Source organism: Streptomyces sp. WG5 (assembly GCF_049974565.1).
In the GTDB taxonomy this organism is placed as follows: domain Bacteria; phylum Actinomycetota; class Actinomycetes; order Streptomycetales; family Streptomycetaceae; genus Streptomyces.
In genome coordinates, this window is record NZ_JBNGGC010000045.1 from 1 (window position 1) to 18,336 (window position 18,336).

The 18,336-nt window shown below is 72.2% G+C and carries 20 protein-coding genes; 8 read left to right on the forward strand and 12 right to left on the reverse strand.

The window, feature by feature from the left end; translation table 11 throughout:
• Positions 1 to 153 precede the first annotated feature (153 nt).
• From ACP4IX_RS32615 to ACP4IX_RS32625, 3 genes are all read right to left on the reverse strand, one after another.
• Entirely contained in the window at positions 154 to 1,122 is a 969-nt protein-coding gene (locus ACP4IX_RS32615) for an aldo/keto reductase (RefSeq protein ID WP_426558123.1), read from the reverse strand.
• Positions 1,123 to 1,199: 77 nt separating this feature from the next.
• The gene (locus tag ACP4IX_RS32620) at positions 1,200 to 1,670 is read right to left on the reverse strand and encodes a flavoprotein (protein WP_426558165.1); all 471 of its coding nucleotides are present in this window, start codon (positions 1,668 to 1,670) and stop codon (positions 1,200 to 1,202) included.
• Positions 1,671 to 1,841: 171 nt separating this feature from the next.
• The gene (locus ACP4IX_RS32625) at positions 1,842 to 2,276 is read right to left on the reverse strand and encodes a nuclear transport factor 2 family protein (protein ID WP_426519096.1); all 435 of its coding nucleotides are present in this window, start codon (positions 2,274 to 2,276) and stop codon (positions 1,842 to 1,844) included.
• 120 nt (positions 2,277 to 2,396) lie between these two features.
• Here ACP4IX_RS32625 and ACP4IX_RS32630 point away from each other — a divergent pair, with 120 nt between their 5' ends.
• A complete protein-coding gene (locus tag ACP4IX_RS32630) occupies positions 2,397 to 3,005 on the forward strand; it encodes a TetR/AcrR family transcriptional regulator (protein WP_426558125.1) in 609 nt (202 codons plus the stop codon).
• Between the two features lie 304 nt (positions 3,006 to 3,309).
• Entirely contained in the window at positions 3,310 to 3,759 is a 450-nt protein-coding gene (locus ACP4IX_RS32635; RefSeq protein ID WP_426519100.1) for a nitroreductase family deazaflavin-dependent oxidoreductase, read from the forward strand.
• 64 nt (positions 3,760 to 3,823) lie between these two features.
• Here the strand turns inward: ACP4IX_RS32635 and ACP4IX_RS32640 are convergent, their stop codons facing one another.
• Positions 3,824 to 4,744, reverse strand: coding sequence for a cation diffusion facilitator family transporter (locus ACP4IX_RS32640; RefSeq protein WP_426519457.1), 921 nt, complete (start codon positions 4,742 to 4,744; stop codon positions 3,824 to 3,826).
• Positions 4,745 to 4,964: 220 nt separating this feature from the next.
• Here ACP4IX_RS32640 and ACP4IX_RS32645 point away from each other — a divergent pair, with 220 nt between their 5' ends.
• On the forward strand, positions 4,965 to 5,990 hold the full coding sequence (locus ACP4IX_RS32645) for a glutathione S-transferase family protein (RefSeq protein ID WP_426519102.1): 1,026 nt from the start codon (positions 4,965 to 4,967) through the stop codon (positions 5,988 to 5,990).
• 52 nt (positions 5,991 to 6,042) lie between these two features.
• Positions 6,043 to 6,345, forward strand: coding sequence for a DUF4235 domain-containing protein (locus ACP4IX_RS32650; RefSeq protein ID WP_426519104.1), 303 nt, complete (start codon positions 6,043 to 6,045; stop codon positions 6,343 to 6,345).
• Between the two features lie 235 nt (positions 6,346 to 6,580).
• Here ACP4IX_RS32650 and ACP4IX_RS32655 read toward each other — a convergent pair whose 3' ends face one another.
• Complete coding sequence (locus ACP4IX_RS32655; RefSeq protein ID WP_426558127.1) at positions 6,581 to 6,976, reverse strand: VOC family protein; 396 nt, start codon at positions 6,974 to 6,976, stop codon at positions 6,581 to 6,583.
• A 78-nt stretch (positions 6,977 to 7,054) separates the two neighbouring features.
• The gene (locus tag ACP4IX_RS32660; RefSeq protein WP_426519108.1) at positions 7,055 to 7,519 is read right to left on the reverse strand and encodes a pyridoxamine 5'-phosphate oxidase family protein; all 465 of its coding nucleotides are present in this window, start codon (positions 7,517 to 7,519) and stop codon (positions 7,055 to 7,057) included.
• Positions 7,520 to 7,758: 239 nt separating this feature from the next.
• Here ACP4IX_RS32660 and ACP4IX_RS32665 point away from each other — a divergent pair, with 239 nt between their 5' ends.
• Positions 7,759 to 8,790 (forward strand): 7-epi-alpha-eudesmol synthase, encoded by a 1,032-nt coding sequence (locus ACP4IX_RS32665; protein ID WP_426558129.1) that lies wholly within the window; start codon positions 7,759 to 7,761, stop codon positions 8,788 to 8,790.
• A 59-nt stretch (positions 8,791 to 8,849) separates the two neighbouring features.
• On the opposite strand, the gene ACP4IX_RS32670 is transcribed toward ACP4IX_RS32665, so the two are convergent.
• Genes ACP4IX_RS32670 through ACP4IX_RS32690 form a run of 5 tightly spaced genes read right to left on the reverse strand, consistent with a single transcriptional unit; the run spans position 8,850 to position 13,218 of the window.
• Complete coding sequence (locus tag ACP4IX_RS32670; RefSeq protein WP_426558131.1) at positions 8,850 to 10,097, reverse strand: cytochrome P450; 1,248 nt, start codon at positions 10,095 to 10,097, stop codon at positions 8,850 to 8,852.
• Complete coding sequence (locus ACP4IX_RS32675) at positions 10,094 to 10,699, reverse strand: GTP-binding protein (protein WP_426519114.1); 606 nt, start codon at positions 10,697 to 10,699, stop codon at positions 10,094 to 10,096. Before ACP4IX_RS32675 ends, ACP4IX_RS32670 begins: the two co-directional genes overlap by 4 nt.
• Positions 10,680 to 11,051 carry a DUF742 domain-containing protein gene (locus ACP4IX_RS32680; RefSeq protein WP_426519116.1) on the reverse strand — a complete coding sequence of 124 codons (372 nt, stop codon included), beginning with the start codon at positions 11,049 to 11,051 and terminating at the stop codon, positions 10,680 to 10,682. The genes ACP4IX_RS32675 and ACP4IX_RS32680 overlap by 20 nt, the downstream gene beginning before the upstream one ends.
• Positions 11,048 to 11,458, reverse strand: a complete 411-nt coding sequence (locus tag ACP4IX_RS32685; RefSeq protein WP_019327713.1) for a roadblock/LC7 domain-containing protein — start codon at positions 11,456 to 11,458, stop codon at positions 11,048 to 11,050. The genes ACP4IX_RS32680 and ACP4IX_RS32685 overlap by 4 nt, the downstream gene beginning before the upstream one ends.
• Before the next feature lie 5 nt (positions 11,459 to 11,463).
• Complete coding sequence (locus ACP4IX_RS32690; protein ID WP_426558133.1) at positions 11,464 to 13,218, reverse strand: ATP-binding protein; 1,755 nt, start codon at positions 13,216 to 13,218, stop codon at positions 11,464 to 11,466.
• A 448-nt stretch (positions 13,219 to 13,666) separates the two neighbouring features.
• On the opposite strand from ACP4IX_RS32690, the gene ACP4IX_RS32695 reads away from it, so the two are divergent.
• Positions 13,667 to 14,608 carry an NADP-dependent oxidoreductase gene (locus ACP4IX_RS32695; protein ID WP_426558135.1) on the forward strand — a complete coding sequence of 314 codons (942 nt, stop codon included), beginning with the start codon at positions 13,667 to 13,669 and terminating at the stop codon, positions 14,606 to 14,608.
• Positions 14,609 to 14,857: 249 nt separating this feature from the next.
• Positions 14,858 to 15,244, forward strand: coding sequence for an anti-sigma factor antagonist (locus ACP4IX_RS32700; RefSeq protein WP_426558137.1), 387 nt, complete (start codon positions 14,858 to 14,860; stop codon positions 15,242 to 15,244).
• Here ACP4IX_RS32700 and ACP4IX_RS32705 read toward each other — a convergent pair.
• Positions 15,210 to 16,163, reverse strand: a complete 954-nt coding sequence (locus ACP4IX_RS32705; protein ID WP_426558139.1) for a ribose-phosphate diphosphokinase — start codon at positions 16,161 to 16,163, stop codon at positions 15,210 to 15,212. The two genes, ACP4IX_RS32700 and ACP4IX_RS32705, sit on opposite strands and share 35 nt — an antisense overlap.
• Before the next feature lie 190 nt (positions 16,164 to 16,353).
• On the opposite strand from ACP4IX_RS32705, the gene otr(A) reads away from it, so the two are divergent.
• Positions 16,354 to 18,258: a tetracycline resistance ribosomal protection protein Otr(A) gene (gene otr(A) / locus ACP4IX_RS32710; protein ID WP_426558141.1), complete on the forward strand. Its 1,905-nt coding sequence runs from the start codon at positions 16,354 to 16,356 to the stop codon at positions 18,256 to 18,258.
• Positions 18,259 to 18,336: the final 78 nt, after the last annotated feature.

Here is an 18,336-nt window from a genome sequence, read left to right on the forward strand (position 1 = left end):
CTTGAACCACCACACGAGTCTGGCCCCACCGCAGACGCGGCGGGGCCAGAACCCAAGATCTTCATCAGTCTTCTAGGCGCACGACCGCCCCGGACGCCGGAACGGGTCCCCGGGCGCACGCGGAAGCGGGCCCCGAAGCCGTCCCGTCCTAGGTCAGTGACCGGCGATCGGATGCGGCGCGTAGGGCCGCTCCAGCTCCTCCGTCTCCTTCTCGCTGAGCGTCAGTTCGACCGCCGCCACGGCGTCCTCGATGTGCCGCGGCTTCGACGCCCCGATGATCGGCGCGGTCACCGTGTCCTGGTGCAGCAGCCAGGCCAGAGCGACCTGGGCGCGCGGCACGCCGCGGTCGCCGGCGATGCGCGTGACGGCTTCGACCACGGCACGGTCGCCGTCCCGGTAGAGCGTGCTGCCGAAGTCGTCGGTGGCGCTGCGCTCGGTGGCGGTGTCCCAGTCGCGGGTGAGCCGGCCGCGGGCGAGCGGGCTCCAGGGCAGCACCCCGACGCCCTGGTCCGCGCAGAGAGGCAGCATCTCGCGCTCCTCCTCGCGGTAGACGAGGTTGTAGTGGTTCTGCATGGACACGAACCGGGTCCAGCCGTGCCGCTCGGCGGTGTACTGCGCCTTGGAGAACTGCCAGGCGTACATCGAACTGGCCCCGATGTAGCGGACCTTGCCCGCCTTCACCAGGTCGTGCAGCGCCTCCATGGTCTCCTCGACCGGCGTGTGCGCGTCGAAGCGGTGGATCTGGTAGAGGTCGACGTAGTCGGTGCCCAGGCGCCGCAGGCTGTGGTCGATCTCGGTCATGATCGCCTTGCGGGACAGCCCACCCCCGTTGGGTCCCGGCCGCATCCGGCCGTGCACCTTGGTCGCCAGCACGATGTCGTCCCGGCGGGCGAAGTCGCGCAGCGCCTTGCCGACGATCTCCTCGCTGGTGCCGTCGGAGTAGACGTTGGCCGTGTCGAAGAAGGTGATGCCGGCCTCCAGCGCCTGCCGGATCAGCGGACGCGAGGCCTCCTCATCGAGGGTCCACTCGTGCGTACCGCGATCGGGCACGCCGTAGGTCATGCAGCCCAGGCAGATCCGTGACACGTCCAGGCCCGTCGAACCGAGCTTCACGTACTGCATCGTTGCTGCTCCTGTCTTCGGGATCATCAGTACCAGGGGGAGCGTACGTCGTCGTGCGGCCTCGGAGCCGGGGCGGGTCAGCGCCGTTCGAGCAGGTCCAGCGCCCGCTCCCAGCCGAACGCCGGGGGGCCGCCGCCCTCCCCCGCGTACGGATCGCCGAAGCGCACGCCCATCCCGCGCAGCCGTGCCAGGCTCTCCCGGTACGCGGGATGGGAGGCCAGCGCGTCGGCCACGCAGGGCAGGACGGCGACGGGGACGCCGAGGCCGCAGGCCTCGCACAGAGTGGCCAGGGCGAGCGTGTCGGCCAGGCCGGCGGCCCATTTGTTGACCGTGTTGAAGGTGGCGGGCGCGACCACCACGGCGTCCGGCGCCGGGAAGGGGCGCGGTTCGCCGGGGCGGCGCCAGGCCGACCGGATGGGGCGGCCGGTCTGCGCCTCGACGGCGGCGGTGTCGAAGAAGCCGCCCATGGCGACCGGGGTCGCGAAGACGCCGACCTCCCAGTCGCGTTCCTGCGCGGCGGTGATCAGCCTGCCGACGTCACAGGCCACGCCGGCGGCGCAGACGACGACGTAGAGGAAAGGCTTGCCGGGCTTCTCACCGCTCCCGGGCTTCTCACCGCTCTCGGGGCCCTCGGCGTTCTCGGCGTTCTCGGCGTTCTCTGCGTTCTCGGCGTTCTCGGCGTTCTTGGCGTTCCGGGCCTGTTCGCTCACCCCGGAACCCTACTGAACGGGCCGCGGTCCGTGGATGCGGCGGTCCGACTCCTCGATGCGTACGTCGTTGATGCTGGCCTCCCGCCGGGTCATCAGGCCGTGCTCGTCGAACTCCCAGAGCTCGTTGCCGTAGGAACGCCACCACTGGCCGTCGGCATCGCGGGACTCGTACTGGAAGCGGACGGCGATGCGGTTGCCGTCGAAGGCCCACAGGTCCTTGCGCAGCGCGTACTCGTGCTCGCGCGCCCACTTGGCGGTGAGGAACTCGACGATGGCGGCGCGGCCCGTCAGGAACGTGTCGCGGTTGCGCCAGACCGAGTCCTCGGAGTAGGCGAGCGCGACCTTGTGCGGGTCCCGCGTGTTCCACGCGTCCTCGGCGGCCCGGACCTTCCGGGCGGCGGTTTCGCGGGTGAACGGCGGCAGGGGCGGTCGGGCGGGCGTCATGGCTGAACCTCCGTCGGCACGTGCGGAGAACGAGCGTTCTCCACGCGGCTGCTACGGTAGGAGAACGTTCGTTCTCGCGTCAAGGAACGCATCGAGGCACACGTCAGGGAAGAGGTCCCCATGGACAGCGAGGTCGCCCGCGAGCGGGCCCTGGACGCGGCGGAGCGGCTCTTCTACGGGCGGGGCGTCCAGGCCGTCGGCATGGACGCCGTCCGCGGCGGCTCCGGCGTCTCGCTCAAACGCCTCTACCAGCTGTTCCCGGCCAAGGAGCAGTTGGTGCTGGCCTACCTGGAGCGGCGCGACGTGCGCTGGCGTGGGCAGTTGGCGCAGTACGTCGACCGGTACGAGGAGCCCGGCCCGCGGATCCTGGCCGTCTTCGACTGGCTCGGGCAGTGGTTCGCCGAGCCGGACTTCCGCGGCTGCGCCTGGATCAACGCGTACGGCGAACTGGGGGCCGCCTCCCCCCTGGTGGCGGACCTGGTACGGACGCACAAGGGGGCGTTCCGCGAGTACCTCGACGGCCTGGCGGCCGACGCGGGGCTGCCCGCCCCGGTGGGCGGACAGCTGTTCCTGCTGGCCGAGGGCGCCATGGTGACGGCGGGCGTCACCGGCGGTACGGCACCCGCAGGCCAGGCGCGTGAGGCCGCGCGGGTGCTGCTGGGCGCCGCCGGGGTGAACGTCTCGGCGGCCGAGGCGCCCGGAGCCGGCCCACCGTCCGCGACACCCTGACGGGCCGACGGGCCGGCGGCCGGGTGGCGCGCAGCGGGACGTAGGCGGCTGGAGGGGGTGGCGGGCGGCGGAAGGGTGGCAGGGCCGGGTCCGGCCCCGCGGGAAGGTGACGGGTTCCGCCGCGTCCTGGCGTGCGGACGGTCGCGACGGTGCCGCGAAGCGCCCGGCGGCGCGATGACGTGCGGCGTAACGGCGCGGTCGGGTCGGGGCCGGCGGGCGTGATGGGGTAAGGATGGATCGTGCACCGGCAGGTGTCGCACCACGGTGCCGGTCAGCCGTACGACACGACGATGGGACGGATGCCATGCCTCTTGAGGGCGAGTACGAACCCAGCCCGACGCAGTGGGTGCGTGAACAGGTCGAGCTCTACGAGAGCTCGGGCGGCACGAAGGGCACGACGCTGATGGACACGGGTATGCCCGTGATCGTGCTGACCACGCGAGGCGCACAGAGCGGGAAGCTCCGCAAGACGCCGCTGATGCGCGTCGAGCACGAGGGCCGTTACGCCGTGGTCGCCTCCCTGGGCGGGGCTCCCAAGCACCCGGTCTGGTACCACAACATCAAGGCCGATCCCCATGTGGAGCTCCAGGACGGTCCGGTGAAGCGGGACATGACGGCCCGCGAGGTCACCGGCGTGGAGAAGGCCGAGTGGTGGGAGCGCGCCGTCGCCGCCTATCCGCCGTACGCCGATTACCAGAAGAAGACGGACCGAGAGATTCCGGTGTTCGTGCTGGAAGCGGCCGACGGAAGCTGAACCAGGCGCGCGGAAGTTTTCCGGATCCGCGTGCATGGCCCGGCGCCGGCCGGGAACACGTCGTTCAGGCCCCGCCGCGTTCCCCCGTCGCGGCGGGGCTTTCCGCTGCCTCCCGCGCGGGCCGGTCGGTGACGTCGAGGAAGATCTGCCGCGCCTCGGGAACGGTGCGCGCGATCGACCTCTTGATGCGCACGGCGACCTCCTCCACCCGCTCACTGTCCAGGCCCGGCACCAGGTCGACGCGGGCGGCCACCAAGGCCGAGTCGAGGCCCGTCTTCATCGTGAACAGCCCCTCGACGCTGTCTATCTCCGGCTGGGCCCGCAGCAGCGAGCGGATGCGGTCGCCGGTCTCCGGGTCGGCGGCCTCGCCGATCAGCTGGTCGCGGGCCTCGCGGCCCAGGCGGTACGCCACGAACACGAGCAGCGCACCGATCGCGAGCGAGGCGCAGGCCTCCCACACCACCTGTCCGGTGACCATGTGCAGGACCATGCCGGCCATGGCGAGGGTCACGCCGAGCACCGCGGTGCCGTCCTCGGCGACGACCGTGCGCAGGGCCGGGTCGCGCAGCCCGGTGGCCGGCCCGCCCTGGCCCCGCACCTGGTGCAGGGCCCGCAGCAGCGAGGCGCCCTCGGCGAGGAGGGCGACGGCGAGCACGACCAGTCCGGCCACGTAGCCGCCGAGCTCCTCCTGGGCGCCCGTGCGCAGGGCCTCGACACCCTGGAAGACGGAGAAGCAGCCGCCCATGACGAAGATCCCGACGGCGGCAAGGAGCGACCAGAAGAACCGCTCCTTGCCGTAACCGAAGGGATGCCTCCGGTCGGCGGGGCGACGGCTGCGGCGCAGCGCGGCGAGGAGGAAGAGCTCGTTCACGCTGTCCGCCACCGAGTGCGCCGCCTCCGACAGCAGCGCGGGCGACCCCGCGACGAGGCCGCCCACCGCCTTGGCGACGGCGATCACCAGGTTGGCCGCCAGGGCCACCAGCACGGTGACGCGCGTCCTGCGGTCGGCGTTTCCCCCGGTCCTCCGTCCCAGGGCGCGGCCGGGTGTCCGGTTCTGCTTCTCTTCCGAGGCTGTCCCACTCACGAGGGGCCGAATGCCCCGGCCGGTGCGGCTCACACACCCCTTGTGGGTGGCCCACCAGTGCCGACGGCCGAAAACGGGGAACGTGTCCCCCAGGGCACACGGACGACTGGGAGGCAGGCCCATGAGCGGTGACGGCGGAACGCCCGGCAACAGCGGCTACGGCAGGAAGGCGTTCAAGCGGTCCAGGAGCCACTTCGCGGACCGGATCACCGCGGACGGCCGGGACGGCTGGCCGGTGGCCCCCGGCCGGTACCGGCTGGTGGTGAGCCGGGCCTGTCCGTGGGCGAGCCGCGCCCTGGTCTCGCGGCGGCTGCTCGGCCTGGAGGACGCCCTGTCACTGGCGGTCGCCGATCCCGTCCAGGACGACCGCAGCTGGCGCTTCACGCTGGACCCGGACGGCCGCGACCCGGTCCTGGGCATCCGCTACCTCAGCGAGGCCTACGACCGGCGCGAGACCGGCTACCCGGGCGGGGTGAGCGTGCCGGCGATCGTGGACGTACCCAGCGGGAGGCTGGTCACCAACGACTACCAGCAGATCACCCTGGACCTCGCGACCGAGTGGACGTCCCTGCACCGGCCGGGCGCGCCCGACCTGTACCCCGACGCCCTGCGGGAAGAGATCGACGAGGTGATGGCGGACGTCTACGAGGACGTCAACAACGGTGTGTACCGGGCGGGCTTCGCGACCGGCCAGGAGGAGTACGAGGCGGCGTGCGCCGGGGTGTTCCGGCGCCTGGAGCGGCTGACGCCCCGGCTGGAGCGCCGGCGCTACCTGGTCGGCGACACGATCACCGAGGCGGACATCCGGCTGTTCACGACGCTGGTCCGCTTCGACGCCGTCTACCACGGTCATTTCAAGTGCAACCGCTGGAAGCTCACGGAGAATCCGGTGCTGTGGGGGTACGTCCGCGACCTGTTCCAGACGCCCGGCTTCGGCGACACGGTGGACTTCGACCACATCAAACGCCACTACTACCAGGTGCACACCGGCATCAACCCGACCGCCATCGTGCCCCTGGGGCCGGACCTGTCCGGCTGGCTCACGCCCCATCACCGGCAGGAGCTGGGCGGCCGGCCGTTCGGCGACGGGACACCGCCGGGGCCGGTCCGCGCCGACGAGACGGTTCCGGTGCGGGGCAGGCCCTGACCGCGGGACCGGGCCCGCCGCGGATTCATTCACCGAACACAAGGAGATCCACGTGGTCAGGAAGAAGAAGCAGAAGCTCCCGCTCGCCTACAAGCCCGTCGGCTTCGTGCTGGGCTGGGCGGGCGGCGCGCTGGCCGGGATGGCGTTCCAGAAGACGTGGAAGGTGATCCGGCACGAGGACGACGCACCCGACGCGCTGGACCCGGACCGCGGCTGGGGGGAGATTCTGCTCGCCGCCGCGATCCAGGGCGCCATCTTCGCCGCGGTGCGCAGCGCGGTGGACCGGACGGGCGCCAAGGTCATCGAACGCTCGACCGGTGTCTGGCCTGCCGCCGGGAGGGGCGGGCGGGACTGACCGCACCCCGTGCCCCTCCCCCTCCCCCGTCGCCGACGGCACCCGGCAGACCGCCGCCGGGGCCTGTCCGGCCTTCCCTGTCGCCCGAGGACGGCCCCGCGGCGTGGCGTCAGGTGAGCGGCTCCCGGCGCGCCGGCGCCCGGCCCCGGCCCTCGTACGGGAGGTACGCGGGCCGGGCGCCGGTACGGCGGGAGCGCGTGCCCGGTGTCGCGGGGCGGGGACCGTCCGTCAGGCCCTAACCCTGCTTGGGTGCCGTCGGCGCGGTGCTGCCGCGCAGGGTGAAGGAGTGGCCCGCCGGATCGGAGAAGCCGCGCTCCTCGTACGGGCCGGCCGGGTCCTTCGCCTCCACCGGGCGGCCGCCGAGCCCCACGATCACGCGCTCGGCCTCGTCCAGGTCCGCCACCACGAAATCCAGGTGGACCTGGAGGGAGTTCTCGGGGCGGGGCCAGCTCGGCGGGGTGGCGTTGGCGTCCCGTCGGAACGCCATGCGGAAGCCGCCGGGTCCCTCGATCCCGATCCGGTTGGCGGTCACGTCGGTCTCCTCCGCACCCAGCAGCCCCTTGTAGAACTCGGCGAGCTTCTCGGGCTCGGCGCAGTCGAGCACCACGACGCCCGCGTTGACCAGTGCCATGTCTCCTCCGAAGGATTCCGGGCGCGGGGCGGTCGTGCCCCGGGCCCTGTACCTTGCGGATATCCCGGCTCCGCCGAATCAGTCGGTCGGCAGCCAGCGGCCGTCGCGCATCAGTTCGCGCCCCTCCAGCTCGTTGGCCTCGCGCCACGCCTGGATCCGCTGCGGGTGGATACGGAAGTACAGGTAGGGCGTGGCGAGTCCGCGCGGGTCGAAGCCGGTCTTGGCCGCGAACAACTCGGCGTCCTGCTCGGACAGTCCGGCGGGTTCCACGGTCTCGACGGTGCCCTCGACCATCACCACGTCACGGGTGGGTCCGATGCCGACGCGCGCCCTGCCGCTCGCCTTCAGGTTCCGGCCGGTGGGACTGGCGGCGGGGGTGGAGAACAGCAGGCAGGAGCCGTTCCAGAGGAACGACAGGGGGACGAGGTACGGCGCGCCGGACGCGCCGTCGGCCGTGGCCACCCAGGCGTCCACGTCGTGCTCCAGGCGGTGCAGGGTGTCGTGCTTGCGCTGTTCCGCGCCGCGGGCGGGTGACCGGGTCATCGGCGGACGCCTCCTGATGTGTCGTCATGCTCCGTGGTCCCGATGGTGCCATGCGGCGTGGGCAGTAACGAAGATCACGACCGGGCCGCCGTGTAGATCATTTAGGGTCGGGGCAGCCTCGTACTGCTTCTCGGTTCAACTTACGGACCGGGAGGCCCGGTTCGAGTGTGCGGGTGGCCCGGTGACCGCCCGCTCGCAGGGCGGGGGGACTCTGCGTGCCGTCTCCCGAAAGGAAGCACATGTCTCAGGACGTCCGGTTCGACCTCCCCTTCGACACGCCCGTCAGCCCTCATCTCGCCCGCGCCCGCGACCGTCATCTGCGCTGGGTGCGTGAGCGGGGGCTGGTGCGCAGCCGGGCCGGGTTCGAGGAGTACCAGTCGTGGGACCTCGCCCAGGCCGCGGCCCGCACCTACCCGCATGCGTCGGAGGACGACACGGTCGTCCTGATGAACTGGTTCTCCCTCGCCTTCCTCTTCGACGACCAGTTCGACGCCGGCCGGCCGGACCGCGCGGAACGCATAGCGGAGGTGGCCCGGGAACTCATCGCGACACCCCTGCGTCCGGCGGGCACCCCGCCGCGGGTGGAGTGCCCCATCACCCTGGCCTGGGCGGAGGTCTGGGCTCACCTTTCGGATGGCATGTCCCTGACATGGCGGTCGCGTTTCGCCGCCTCCTGGGGTCGCTTCCTGGTGGCGCACTGCGAGGAGGTGGACCTGGCGGCCCGCGGCCGGGCGGGGACACTCGGACTCGACGAATACACCGTCTTCCGGCGCCGTACGGTGGGCATCCATCACAGTATCGACGCGGGCGAGCGCAGTCGCGGCTTCGAGGTGCCGGCCGCGGCGATGGCGCATCCGCTGATGGAGCGGATGCGGGACCTGGCCGCGGACACCATCGGGTTCATGAACGACATCCACTCCTTCGAGCGCGAGCGTCGCCGCGGGGACGGCCACAACCTCATCGCCGTCCTGCACCGGGAGCGCGGCTGCTCGTGGCAGGAGGCGGCCGACGAGGCGTACCGCATGACGACCGGCTGCCTCGACGAGTACGTCGCCCTCGAGGCGCGCGTACCGCGGATGTGCGACGAGCTGGGTCTGGACGCGGACGAGCGGGCCCGGGTGGCGATGGGCGTGGAGGCCATCCAGCACTGGATCAACGGCAACTACGAGTGGGCGCTGACCACCGGCCGGTACGCGGCGGCCAAGGAGGGCCCGGTGGCCACGGCCGAGCTGGCCGGGCGGGGATCGGTGGACGACCTGCTGACCGTGTGAGGCGAGTACGTGCCGCCCGGCCGGAGTGTCCGGCCGGGCGGTGCGTACTCCGCGTGGCGCTAGACGGCGAACTCGACCGGCAGGCTGTCCAGCCGCGACTCCCAGGTGGAGGCGGTGGAGGTGAGTTCGGCCGGCGGCACGGCCAGGCGCAGCCCCGGCAGGCGGTGCAGCAGGACGTCGACGGCCGTCTCGATGATGGCCTGGCCGATGTTCTGCCCCGGGCACTCGTGGGGGCCCGCGCTGAAGGCGAGGTGCGAGGCGTTGCCCTGGACCGAGACGGCGGTGTCGGGCCGGATCTCGGGGTCGTGGTTGCCGGCCGCGAGGCCCAGCACGAGCAGGTCGCCCTCCTTGACCGGGCAGCCGCCGAGTTCCAGGTCGGCGGTGGCGAACCGGCCGGGCAGCACGGCGAGCGGCGGGGAGTTCCACATCACCTCCTCCACGAGCGTGGACAGGTTCAGCTGGCCGCTCACCAGGCCGGAGAGCCAGGAGGTGTCGGTGAGGAGGAGCTGGAGCGCCCGGGCCAGCAGGTTGCTGGTCGTGGTGTGGGCGGTGATCAGGACCAGGCGCAGGTGGTTGACGATCTCGTCCTCGTCGAGACCGGAGTGGTGCTCGATGAGGCCGGAGGCGAAGTCGGATCCGGGCTCCTGGCGCTTGCGCGCGGCGAGTTCACCGAGGATGTCCATGATGCGCTCGTTGTGCGTGAGGGCGTCCGCACCGCCCTTGATCACCTGCTTGCTGGACTCCGCGAGGTGACGCCCCTCCCGCTCGGCGAGTCCGAAGACGCGGGTGAGGACCAGCATCGGCAGGTACTCCGCGAAGTCGGCCACCAGGTCGGCACGGCCCGCGTCGGCGAAGGCGTCGATCTGCTTGTTGGCGAAGTGCGTGGCGTGCCGGCGGATGCCCCGGCCGGCCACGGCGTACAGGTTGTCGGTGACCGCCCCGCGCAGCCGGCGGTGCGGTTCGCCGTCCTGGGACACGCAGTCGGGGCGCCAGCCCAGCATCTGTATCAGCGGGGACGTCTCCTCGATCCGGCCGTCCCGGAAGTCCCGCCAGATCCGGGAGTCGCGGCTGAACTGCAGGGGGTTGTCCAGGACTCGCCGGTTCTCCCGGTACCCGAGGACCAGCCAGGCGGGCACGTCGCCCTCCAGCAGTACCGGTGCGACGCTGCCGTGCTCCTTGCGCAGCCGCGCGTAGATGTCGTGCGGGTCGGTCGCCGCCTCGGGGCCGTAGAGCCGGGTGACGTCCTCGCCGTGGGCGACGGGGCAGCCGCCGCCGGTGGGGCCGGACGGGGTCTGGTCGTCGTTCATCGGGGCTCCAGGGCGGCGGCCGAGCGGTCCTTCAGATGCCGTATCAGGGTGACGAGCACGTCGCGGCTGGCGGTGCGGTCGCGGGCGTCGAAGGCGACGACCGGCGTGTGCCGGGGGATGTCGAGGGCGTCGCGGATCTCCTCGACCGGGTAGTCGCGGGAGTCGGGGAAGACGTTGAGCGCGATGACGAAGGGGACCTTCTGCCGCTCCATCTCCTCGATCGCCCGGAAACTGGAGGCCAGCCGCCGGGTGTCCACCAGGACGACCGCGCCGAGCGCGCCCTTGAACAGGCCGTTCCACAGGAACCAGAATCTCTCCTGGCCGGGGGTGCCGAACAGGTACAGCATCAGCGTGTCGTTGAGACTGATCTTTCCGAAGTCCAGGCTGACGGTGGTCTGCGTCTTGTCGCCGACGCCGACGAGGTGGTCGACGTCGGCGCTGGCCTGGGTGAGGGTCTCCTCGGTGGTCAGCGGCTTGATGTCGCTGACGGAGCGGACCATGGTGGTCTTTCCCGTCCCGAAGCCGCCGGCGATCATCACCTTCACCGAGCGGGTGTCCCCGGCCGTCGGTGACCCCGGTCGGTCAAAGCCTTTCAAGTCCACTGAGTACCTCCTCGAGGAGCGCGATGTCGGGCCCGTGCCCGGCGCCGTGCGCCGGGATGGGATCACGGGCTTCGACGCGGCCTGCCTGGAGCAGGTCGGACAGCAGCACCGCGAGAATGTTGAAGGGCAGGTGGAGGTGGGCGCCGAGCTCGGCCACCGACAGCGGTTCCCGGCAGCGCCGGAGAATCTCCTCGTGCTCGTGCTGCATGCCCGGTAAGGGAACGGCGCGGGAGACGACCAGGGTCGCCACGTCGAGGGTCGCCGCCGACCCGCCCGGCCCGCTGCGCCCTCCGGTGAGGACGTAGTAGCGCTCGAGACCGGACGGATCGGTCGGTCGGCGGGGAGCACTCATCCAGAGTGCTCCTCCTGGCGCGGCGTGGTGCCGAGGAGTTCACCCATCCGGCGGGCCAGGTCGCGCATCTGATGGCCGAGCAGGCCCTGGTCGAGGCCTTCGCGGGCGAGGACGCCGAGATACGTCTCCAGGCCCGCCCGGACGACGAAGAGGTGTCCGCCGTCCACTTCGATCATCGCCAGCCGCAGTTGCCCCGCGTGCTGCGGGAACTGCTCGGCGACCGGCTGGGCCAGCGCCTGCAGTCCGGCCACCACCGCGGCGAAGCGGTCCACGTCGTCGGGGTCTTCGGCCCCGTAGGAGGTGATGGCCTTGCCGTCGCTGGAGGCCACGAGGGCGAAGCGGATCTCCTGGATGCTCTCCACAAGGTCGCGGAGCGCCCAGCTCACGTCGGTTCCCTGGTGCGTCATGGGGACTAGTCGCTCTCTTCAGTGCGGTGCTCGGTGGACGCGCCACCGGTGGTCGTGTCAAGGGCGTCGGCGGCCCTCGGCGGGGACGCGCCGGTCACGGTGCCGGGATCACGTCCGGCGGTGGCGAAGGCCGCGAGACCGGCGAAGGAGGCGTCCGGCGGTACGACGGCCCGGTCGGCCGGGCCGGTCCGGTCGGTGTACGCGGCGGGCTCGGGAGCCGGAGCCTGTGCGGCGGCCGGCTCGGCCCGCCTGCTCCTGCGCCGGGGCAGTCCGCCCGGAGTGGTCTCCACGGTACCGGCGTCACCGTCGGTGGGGACGGGAACGGTGGCCGGTACGGGACCCGGGTCCGGGGCCGCGGTGGCGGGCGGTGCCGTGGTGGCCGGCGGGGCCTCCGGTGTGGTGACGGTGGCCGTGGCGGCCGCCGGCAGCGGGCTGAAGTACTTGTGCGGTACAACGACAACGACAGACGTACCCAGCCACGGCGAGTCGGCGAAGGTGACGCGGATGCCGTAGCGGCGGGCGAGTGCGCCGACGACGCGGAGGCCGATGTTGGCGTCCTCCGAGATGCCGCCGAGCCCCGGGCCGGGCGTGGTGCCCGCGAGGGCGTGTTCGGCCTCGCGCTTCTTCTCCTCGCTCAGGCCCTTGCCGGAGTCCTGGATCTCGATGCCGACGCCGTTGGGCACCTCCTTGCCGGAGACGACCACCGGCTCGGTGGGCGGCGAGTAGCGCGCGGCGTTGTCCAGCAGGTGCGCGAAGACCAGCGTGAGGTGGTCCACCAGTCCGCCGTCGACACCGAGCTCGGGCAGATGGCGCAGCTGGACGCGGTGGAAGTCCTTGATCCGGCCGATGCCGCCGCGCATCACGCTCAGCAGCCGCTGCGGCTCCTGCCACTGCCGGCCCGGGCGGTCGGATCCGCCGAGCACGCCGATGCTGGCGGCGAGGCAGTCGGCGGGGCCGATGGCCTGGTCGAGCTCCATCAGCCCCCGGGCGACGGCCGGCAGTCGTCCGTGCTCGCCCTGCATCTCGTGCAGGCGGCCACGGAGTTTGCTGGTCAGGACGTGGATGCGGTTGCCCACACCGATGACGGCCTGTTCGGCGGAGGTCGAGCGGTCGAACTCGGCCTCGATGCCGATCAGCGCGGTCCTGAGAACCTTGCGCAGTTCGGCCTGGAGGTCGGCTCCGACCTTCGCGCACTGCTCGACGGTCGGCAGGATGTCGTCGATGGCGTCACCGGCACGCAGTCTGCGCATCGCGTCGGGCAGCTGCTCGTCGGCGAGGCGGGAGACCGCGGCCAACTGGTGGCTCAGCCGCTCCTGCCAGGCCTCGGTCTGCTCGGTGAAGCGTGTCTCGTACGTCCTGGCCTGCTCGGCCAGCCGGTCCTCACAGGCCCGGGAGTGTTCCGCCAGCCGGGCCTCGTACGTCTGTGCCTGCTCGGTGAGCTGTGCGTCCAGCGCGGCGCGCTCGACGGAGAACGTGCGCTCCAGGCCGGCCGCGTGCTGCTGCCACTGCCGGGAGTGCTCGGCCTGCGCGGCGCGGTGGCCCTCCTCGGCCCGGCGCAGTTGCGCCCGGGTTCTCAGGAGGAGGCGCACGCACACGGTGCCGGCCGCCGTCGCCACCACACCGGCGACAGCCGCGGTTATTCGCTCCGAGCTCATGAACGTGGCGGCTGCCGTCCCGCCTCCCAGACCCAGTGGCATCAGCCACCAGCTGTACCAGGCGACAGGGGCCCGCGCCGCCGGTGGCGGAGTGGCGAGTTCCATCTGCATCCTTCGAGCAAAACGATCGAACAGGGGGGGTGTGCAAGGGGACCGCACTCATGAGTACGCACCGCGGGTCGACTCGTCGCGATCGCGTCAACTCGCAGTACCGATCAGGAGCTTATCGGTTGTGAACCCTGAAAGATCAATTTCACGGCCCAGCGGAAGTGAGGATTCCGTCACGCTCCGCCAGGGCCCGCCCCGGGGTCGCCAGGTCGACAAGACCCTTTGCCTGTCAGGCAAGTTGACCACCGCATCCCCTACGCCCGCCCGGTTCTGCCGGAGGTACCGCGGCACGGCGGGCCCGGGGCGTGGCACCGGCCGGGGTATGCGGTTGCCGACGGATCGGCGCCCCGCTCCTCCGGGTGCCTTCCGGCCCGGGGAGTGACACCATTTCGTCGGAGGTCGCGGATCGTGCCGTGGAAGCCCTCCCCGAGTTGCGAGGTTCACGATGAACAGCATGCGTGCCATCAGCCAGGACACCCTCGGCGGTCCCGAGGTCCTGAAGGAGGTGCGGCGGCAGCGCCCCGAGCCGCGCCCGAACGAGGTACTGGTGCGGGTGCGGGCCGCCGGGGTGAACCCGACCGACTGGAAGCACCGGGCGGACGGCGGCTTCCTCGGTGAGCCGCCGTTCATCCTGGGCTGGGACGTCTCGGGCGTGGTCGAGGCGGTGGGAATCGGCGTCGCCGCGTTCCGTCCCGGCGACGAGGTCTTCGGCATGCTCTCCTACCCGTTCGGCCACGGCTCCCACGCGGAGTACGTCACCGCTCCCGCGCGCACCTTCACGCACAAGCCGTCCGCGATCGACCACGTCCAGGCGGGTGCGCTTCCCCTGGTCTCGCTGACGGCGTGGCAGGCGCTGGTGGAACGGGCGGAGGTCCTGCCGGGGCAGCGGGTGCTGATCCACGCGGCGGCCGGCGGTGTGGGCCATGTGGCGGTACAGATCGCCAAGGCGCGGGGCGCCCACGTGATCGGCACCGCCAGCGCGGGCAAGCACGGGTTCCTGCGCTCCCTCGGGGCGGACGAGACCGTGGACTACCGGGAGACGGACTTCGCCGAAGCCGTGCAGGACGTCGACGTGGTACTGGACACGATCGGGGGCGACACGTCCCTGCGCTCGCTGCGCGTGCTGCGCCCCGGCGGGGTGGTGGTGTCGATCCTGCCGGTCGGGTCGGACGAGTTCTACGAGGAGGCCGAGCGGCTCGGCGTGCGCGCGGTGCGGATGCTCGTGGACGCCGACCGGGCCGACATGCGGGAGATCGCCGGCCTGGTCGAGTCGGGGAAGCTGCGGGCCACGATCGAACGGACGTTCCCGCTGGCCGACGCGGCCGAGGCGCACGCGCTCGGCGAGACCGGCCGCACCACGGGCAAGCTCGTCCTCGTGGTCGACTGATCGCCCGCCAGCCGGTTGCTGATCGGCTGACGGCTGATCGACTGATCGACTGAAGGGCCCGGCTGACCGGTCCGGCTGCGAGATGTCCGATCCGGCTGCGAGATGTCCGACCCGGCTGTGAGATGTCCGGTCCGACCGTGAGATTTCAACGACATATGTCAATCGAACATGCTCAAACTCGCTCGTTCCGGGTAACTTCCCGAGCAGTATGGGTCATTGGCCCCCGATCCGGCTGGAGGCAAGGTCGCCGTGCGGCAGGAACCCGCGTCGCCCACCTGGCACCTGCGCGTGCGCCACGACCGGGGGCACACGGTGCTGGAGTTCCGAGGCGAGATCGACATCGCGTCGGCCGGGGAGATCGTCCCCCACCTGGACCGGGAGACGGGGCGTCCCGGCCCCCCGGTCGTGCTCGACCTGAGCCGGATCGAGTTCTTCGACTGCTCCGGCCTGCGGCTGCTGTACCGGGCCCGGAGCCAGGTGCTCGACCGGGGCGGGCAGGTGCACCTGGTGTGCGCCCACCCGCTAACCCTGCGCATGCTGCGGATCACCGGACTGGCACGGCTCCTGCCCCCGCGGCCGACCCTGGAGGACGTGCTCGGCGTCAGCCGGCCGGCGGGGCGTCGAACAGGGCGCTGACCGACTCTCCGTTGTGGATGCGGCGCACGGCCTCGGCGAGCGCGGGGGCGATGGACAGGATCCGCAACTTCTCCGTGTGGTCGTCGGCCGGCACCGGCACGGTGTTGGTGCACACGATCTCCAGCACGTCCGGCTGCTCACTGAGCCGCCCCAGCGCACCGGCCGCGAACAGCCCGTGCGTACAGGCGATGCGGATCGTGCGCGGCCCGGCCTCCCGCAGCCGGTCCAGGAGTTCCAGCACGGTGCTGCCCTTGGCGATCTCGTCGTCGAGCACGATGACGTCGCGCCCGGCGACGTCCCCGATCACCGCGCTGATGCTGACCCGGTCGTCGGCGTACCGCTGTTTGGCGCCGGCCGCGACCCGGGTGCCGAGCATCCGGGCGAACGCCGCGGCCTCCTTGGCGTTACCCAGGTCCGGCGAGACGACCGTGGTGCGGGACAGGTCGTACTGCCGGAAGTGCGCGGCCAGTTCGCGCAGCGCGTGCAGATGGTCGACCGGGACCGAGAAGAAGCCGTGCACCTGCGGCGCGTGCAGGGTCATGGCGAGCACCCGGCTCGCGCCCGCCGCCACCAGCAGGTCCGCCACCAGGCGCCCGCCCAGCGAGATGCGCGGCGCGTCCTTCTTGTCGGAGCGCGCGTAGGAGTAGTGCGGCATGACGACGGTGATGCGGCCGGCCGACGCCCCGCGGGCTGCGTCGCACATCATCAGCAGCTCGACGAGATGCTCCTGGACCGGCTTGACCAGCGGCTGGACCAGGAAGACGTCCCGCTCCCGGCAGTTGGCCCTCAGCTGTACCTCCAGGCAGTCGTTGGCGAACCGGCTGACCCGGGCGGGGCTGAGGGGCACGCCCAGATGTGCGCAGACCTCCTCGGCCAGCTCGGGATGGGCACTACCGCTGAACACGGCGATGTCTCGCACGGACCGCTCCTCGGGTGATCCTGTCCGGCCGGATCCTCAGCTTACGGAAATCCGGTTGCCACGGGCCCGGGAGGTGACGCCATGATGATGCCGTCCGTGTTGCCTCAGGTCAGGATCACTCGCATGCGCCGACTCCTCGACATCACCCAGTGCCCCTTCAGGCCCACGGTTGACGAGGACTCGACCCCGCATGCAGACTCCGCACACCCTGAACACCCTGAACACCCAGAACACCCTGAACATCGGCATTCTGGCCCACGTCGACGCCGGTAAGACCAGCCTCACCGAACGGCTCCTGTTCGACCACGGGGCCGTCGACCGGCTCGGCAGCGTCGACGCCGGTGACACCCGGACGGACGACGGCGAAATCGAGCGCCGCCGCGGCATCACCATCCGCTCCGCCGTAGCCGCCTTCACCGTCGGCTCCACCCAGGTCAACCTGATCGACACCCCGGGGCACTCCGACTTCGTCGCCGAGGTCGAACGCGCCCTGGAGGTCCTCGACGGCGCGGTGCTGCTGCTGTCCGCCGTGGAGGGCGTACAGGCGCGGACCCGGATCCTGATGCGCACCCTGCGGCGGCTGCGGTTGCCCACGCTCGTCTTCGTCAACAAGATCGACCGGGCCGGCGCACGCACCGACGCCCTGCTCACCGACGTCCGGCGTCTGCTGACGCCGCACGTCGCGCCGCTGACGGAGGTGGCGGGCGCCGGCACCGCGCACGCCCGGGTCACGCGCCGCGCACCGGACGAGCGGACCGCCGAGGCTCTCGCCGAGGTCGACCCGGACATCCTCGCGGCACTGGTGGACGGCCCCGCGCCGGCCTCCGGGGAACTCGCCGCGGCGCTCGCCGCCCGCACCGCCGACGGCTCGTTCCACCCGCTGTACCACGGCTCCGCACTCGGCGGCCAAGGCGTCGCGGAGCTGGTGACGGACCTGGTGCGGCTGGTCCCGCCCGCCCCGCGCCGAGCGGCGGGCGGCGCGGCACCGCGCGGCACGGTCTTCGCCGTACGGCCCGGACCGGGCGGCGAACGGACGGCGTACCTGCGCCTGTACGACGGCGAGGTACGCCCGCGCCAGCGGCTGACGTTCCTGCGGCGCGAATCCGACGGCCGGACCACCGAGGTCCCCGGCCGGGTCACGCGCCTGGCCGTGGTCGGCGGGGCCGGGACGCTCACCGCCGGGAACATCGCCGCGATCGGCGTTCCCGGCGGCCTGCGCGTCGGCGACCGGCTCGGCGGCCTGACCGACCGCGCCCCGCAGTTCGCGCCGCCGACCCTTCGGACCCTGGTCCGCGCCCGGCACCCCGGGCAGGCGGCGGCGCTGCGCTCCGCCCTGCTCATGCTGGCCGACCAGGACCCGTTGCTGCACGCCCGCCCGGCGGCGTCCGGCGCCACCGCCCTGCTCCTGTACGGCGAGGTCCAGATGGAGGTGCTCGCGGCGACGCTGGCCGAGGACTTCGGCATCGAGGCGGAGTTCGCGCCGGGCCGCGTCCGGTTCCTGGAGCGCCCGGCCGGTGCCGGCGAGGCGGTGGAGGAGATGCCGTGGCTCGACCGCACCCGGTACTGGGCGACGATCGGGCTGCGCGTGGAGCCGGGGCCGCGCGGCTCGGGTGGCGTGTTCACCCACGAGACGGAGCTGGGCGCGCTTCCCCGTGCCTTCCACCAGGCGGTCGAGGAGACCGTGCACGCCACCCTGCTGACCGGCCTGAACGGCGCCGCGGTCACGGACTACCGGGTCACGCTCATCCGGTCCGGTTTCAGCTCGCCGGTCAGCACCGCCGCCGACTTCCGGGGACTGACCCCGATCGTGCTGCGCCAGGCCCTGCGGCAGGCGGGGACCCGGCTGTACGAGCTGTACCACTCCTTCGAGGCGGAGGTCCCGGCGGACGCGCTGGCGCCGGTGACGGCCCAGCTCGCCGCGCTGGGTGCGGACTTCACCGGCACGACGGGCGGCGCCCCGGGCTGGCTGATCACCGGTGAGCTGCCGGCCCGGCGGGTGCGGGAAGCCGAGCTGGCACTGCCGGGGCTGACCCGCGGGGAGGCGGTCTGGTCGTCCCGTCCGTCGGCGGACCGGCCGCTGAAGCCGTCCCACTGAGCGGCCGAACACGCCCCCGCTCTGCCTCAGCGGACGCCAACTTCGCGGCCTGGCAAGGGAGATGGGGGGCATGCGGAA

Bases quoted from the DNA above. Each gene is read 5' to 3' on its own strand.
- ACP4IX_RS32630 (WP_426558125.1), top strand. From the start codon at position 2,397: ATGGACAGCGAGGTCGCCCGCGAGCGGGCCCTGGACGCGGCGGAGCGG.
- ACP4IX_RS32665 (WP_426558129.1), top strand. From the start codon at position 7,759: ATGTCTCAGGACGTCCGGTTCGACCTCCCCTTCGACACGCCCGTCAGC.
- ACP4IX_RS32685 (WP_019327713.1), bottom strand. From the start codon at position 11,458: ATGACGCACCAGGGAACCGACGTGAGCTGGGCGCTCCGCGACCTTGTG.
- ACP4IX_RS32670 (WP_426558131.1), bottom strand. From the start codon at position 10,097: ATGAACGACGACCAGACCCCGTCCGGCCCCACCGGCGGCGGCTGCCCC.
- ACP4IX_RS32635 (WP_426519100.1), top strand. From the start codon at position 3,310: ATGCCTCTTGAGGGCGAGTACGAACCCAGCCCGACGCAGTGGGTGCGT.
- ACP4IX_RS32615 (WP_426558123.1), bottom strand. From the start codon at position 1,122: ATGCAGTACGTGAAGCTCGGTTCGACGGGCCTGGACGTGTCACGGATC.
- ACP4IX_RS32660 (WP_426519108.1), bottom strand. From the start codon at position 7,519: ATGACCCGGTCACCCGCCCGCGGCGCGGAACAGCGCAAGCACGACACC.
- ACP4IX_RS32695 (WP_426558135.1), top strand. From the start codon at position 13,667: ATGAACAGCATGCGTGCCATCAGCCAGGACACCCTCGGCGGTCCCGAG.
- ACP4IX_RS32690 (WP_426558133.1), bottom strand. From the start codon at position 13,218: ATGGAACTCGCCACTCCGCCACCGGCGGCGCGGGCCCCTGTCGCCTGG.
- ACP4IX_RS32655 (WP_426558127.1), bottom strand. From the start codon at position 6,976: ATGGCACTGGTCAACGCGGGCGTCGTGGTGCTCGACTGCGCCGAGCCC.
- ACP4IX_RS32645 (WP_426519102.1), top strand. From the start codon at position 4,965: ATGAGCGGTGACGGCGGAACGCCCGGCAACAGCGGCTACGGCAGGAAG.
- ACP4IX_RS32625 (WP_426519096.1), bottom strand. From the start codon at position 2,276: ATGACGCCCGCCCGACCGCCCCTGCCGCCGTTCACCCGCGAAACCGCC.
- ACP4IX_RS32680 (WP_426519116.1), bottom strand. From the start codon at position 11,051: ATGAGTGCTCCCCGCCGACCGACCGATCCGTCCGGTCTCGAGCGCTAC.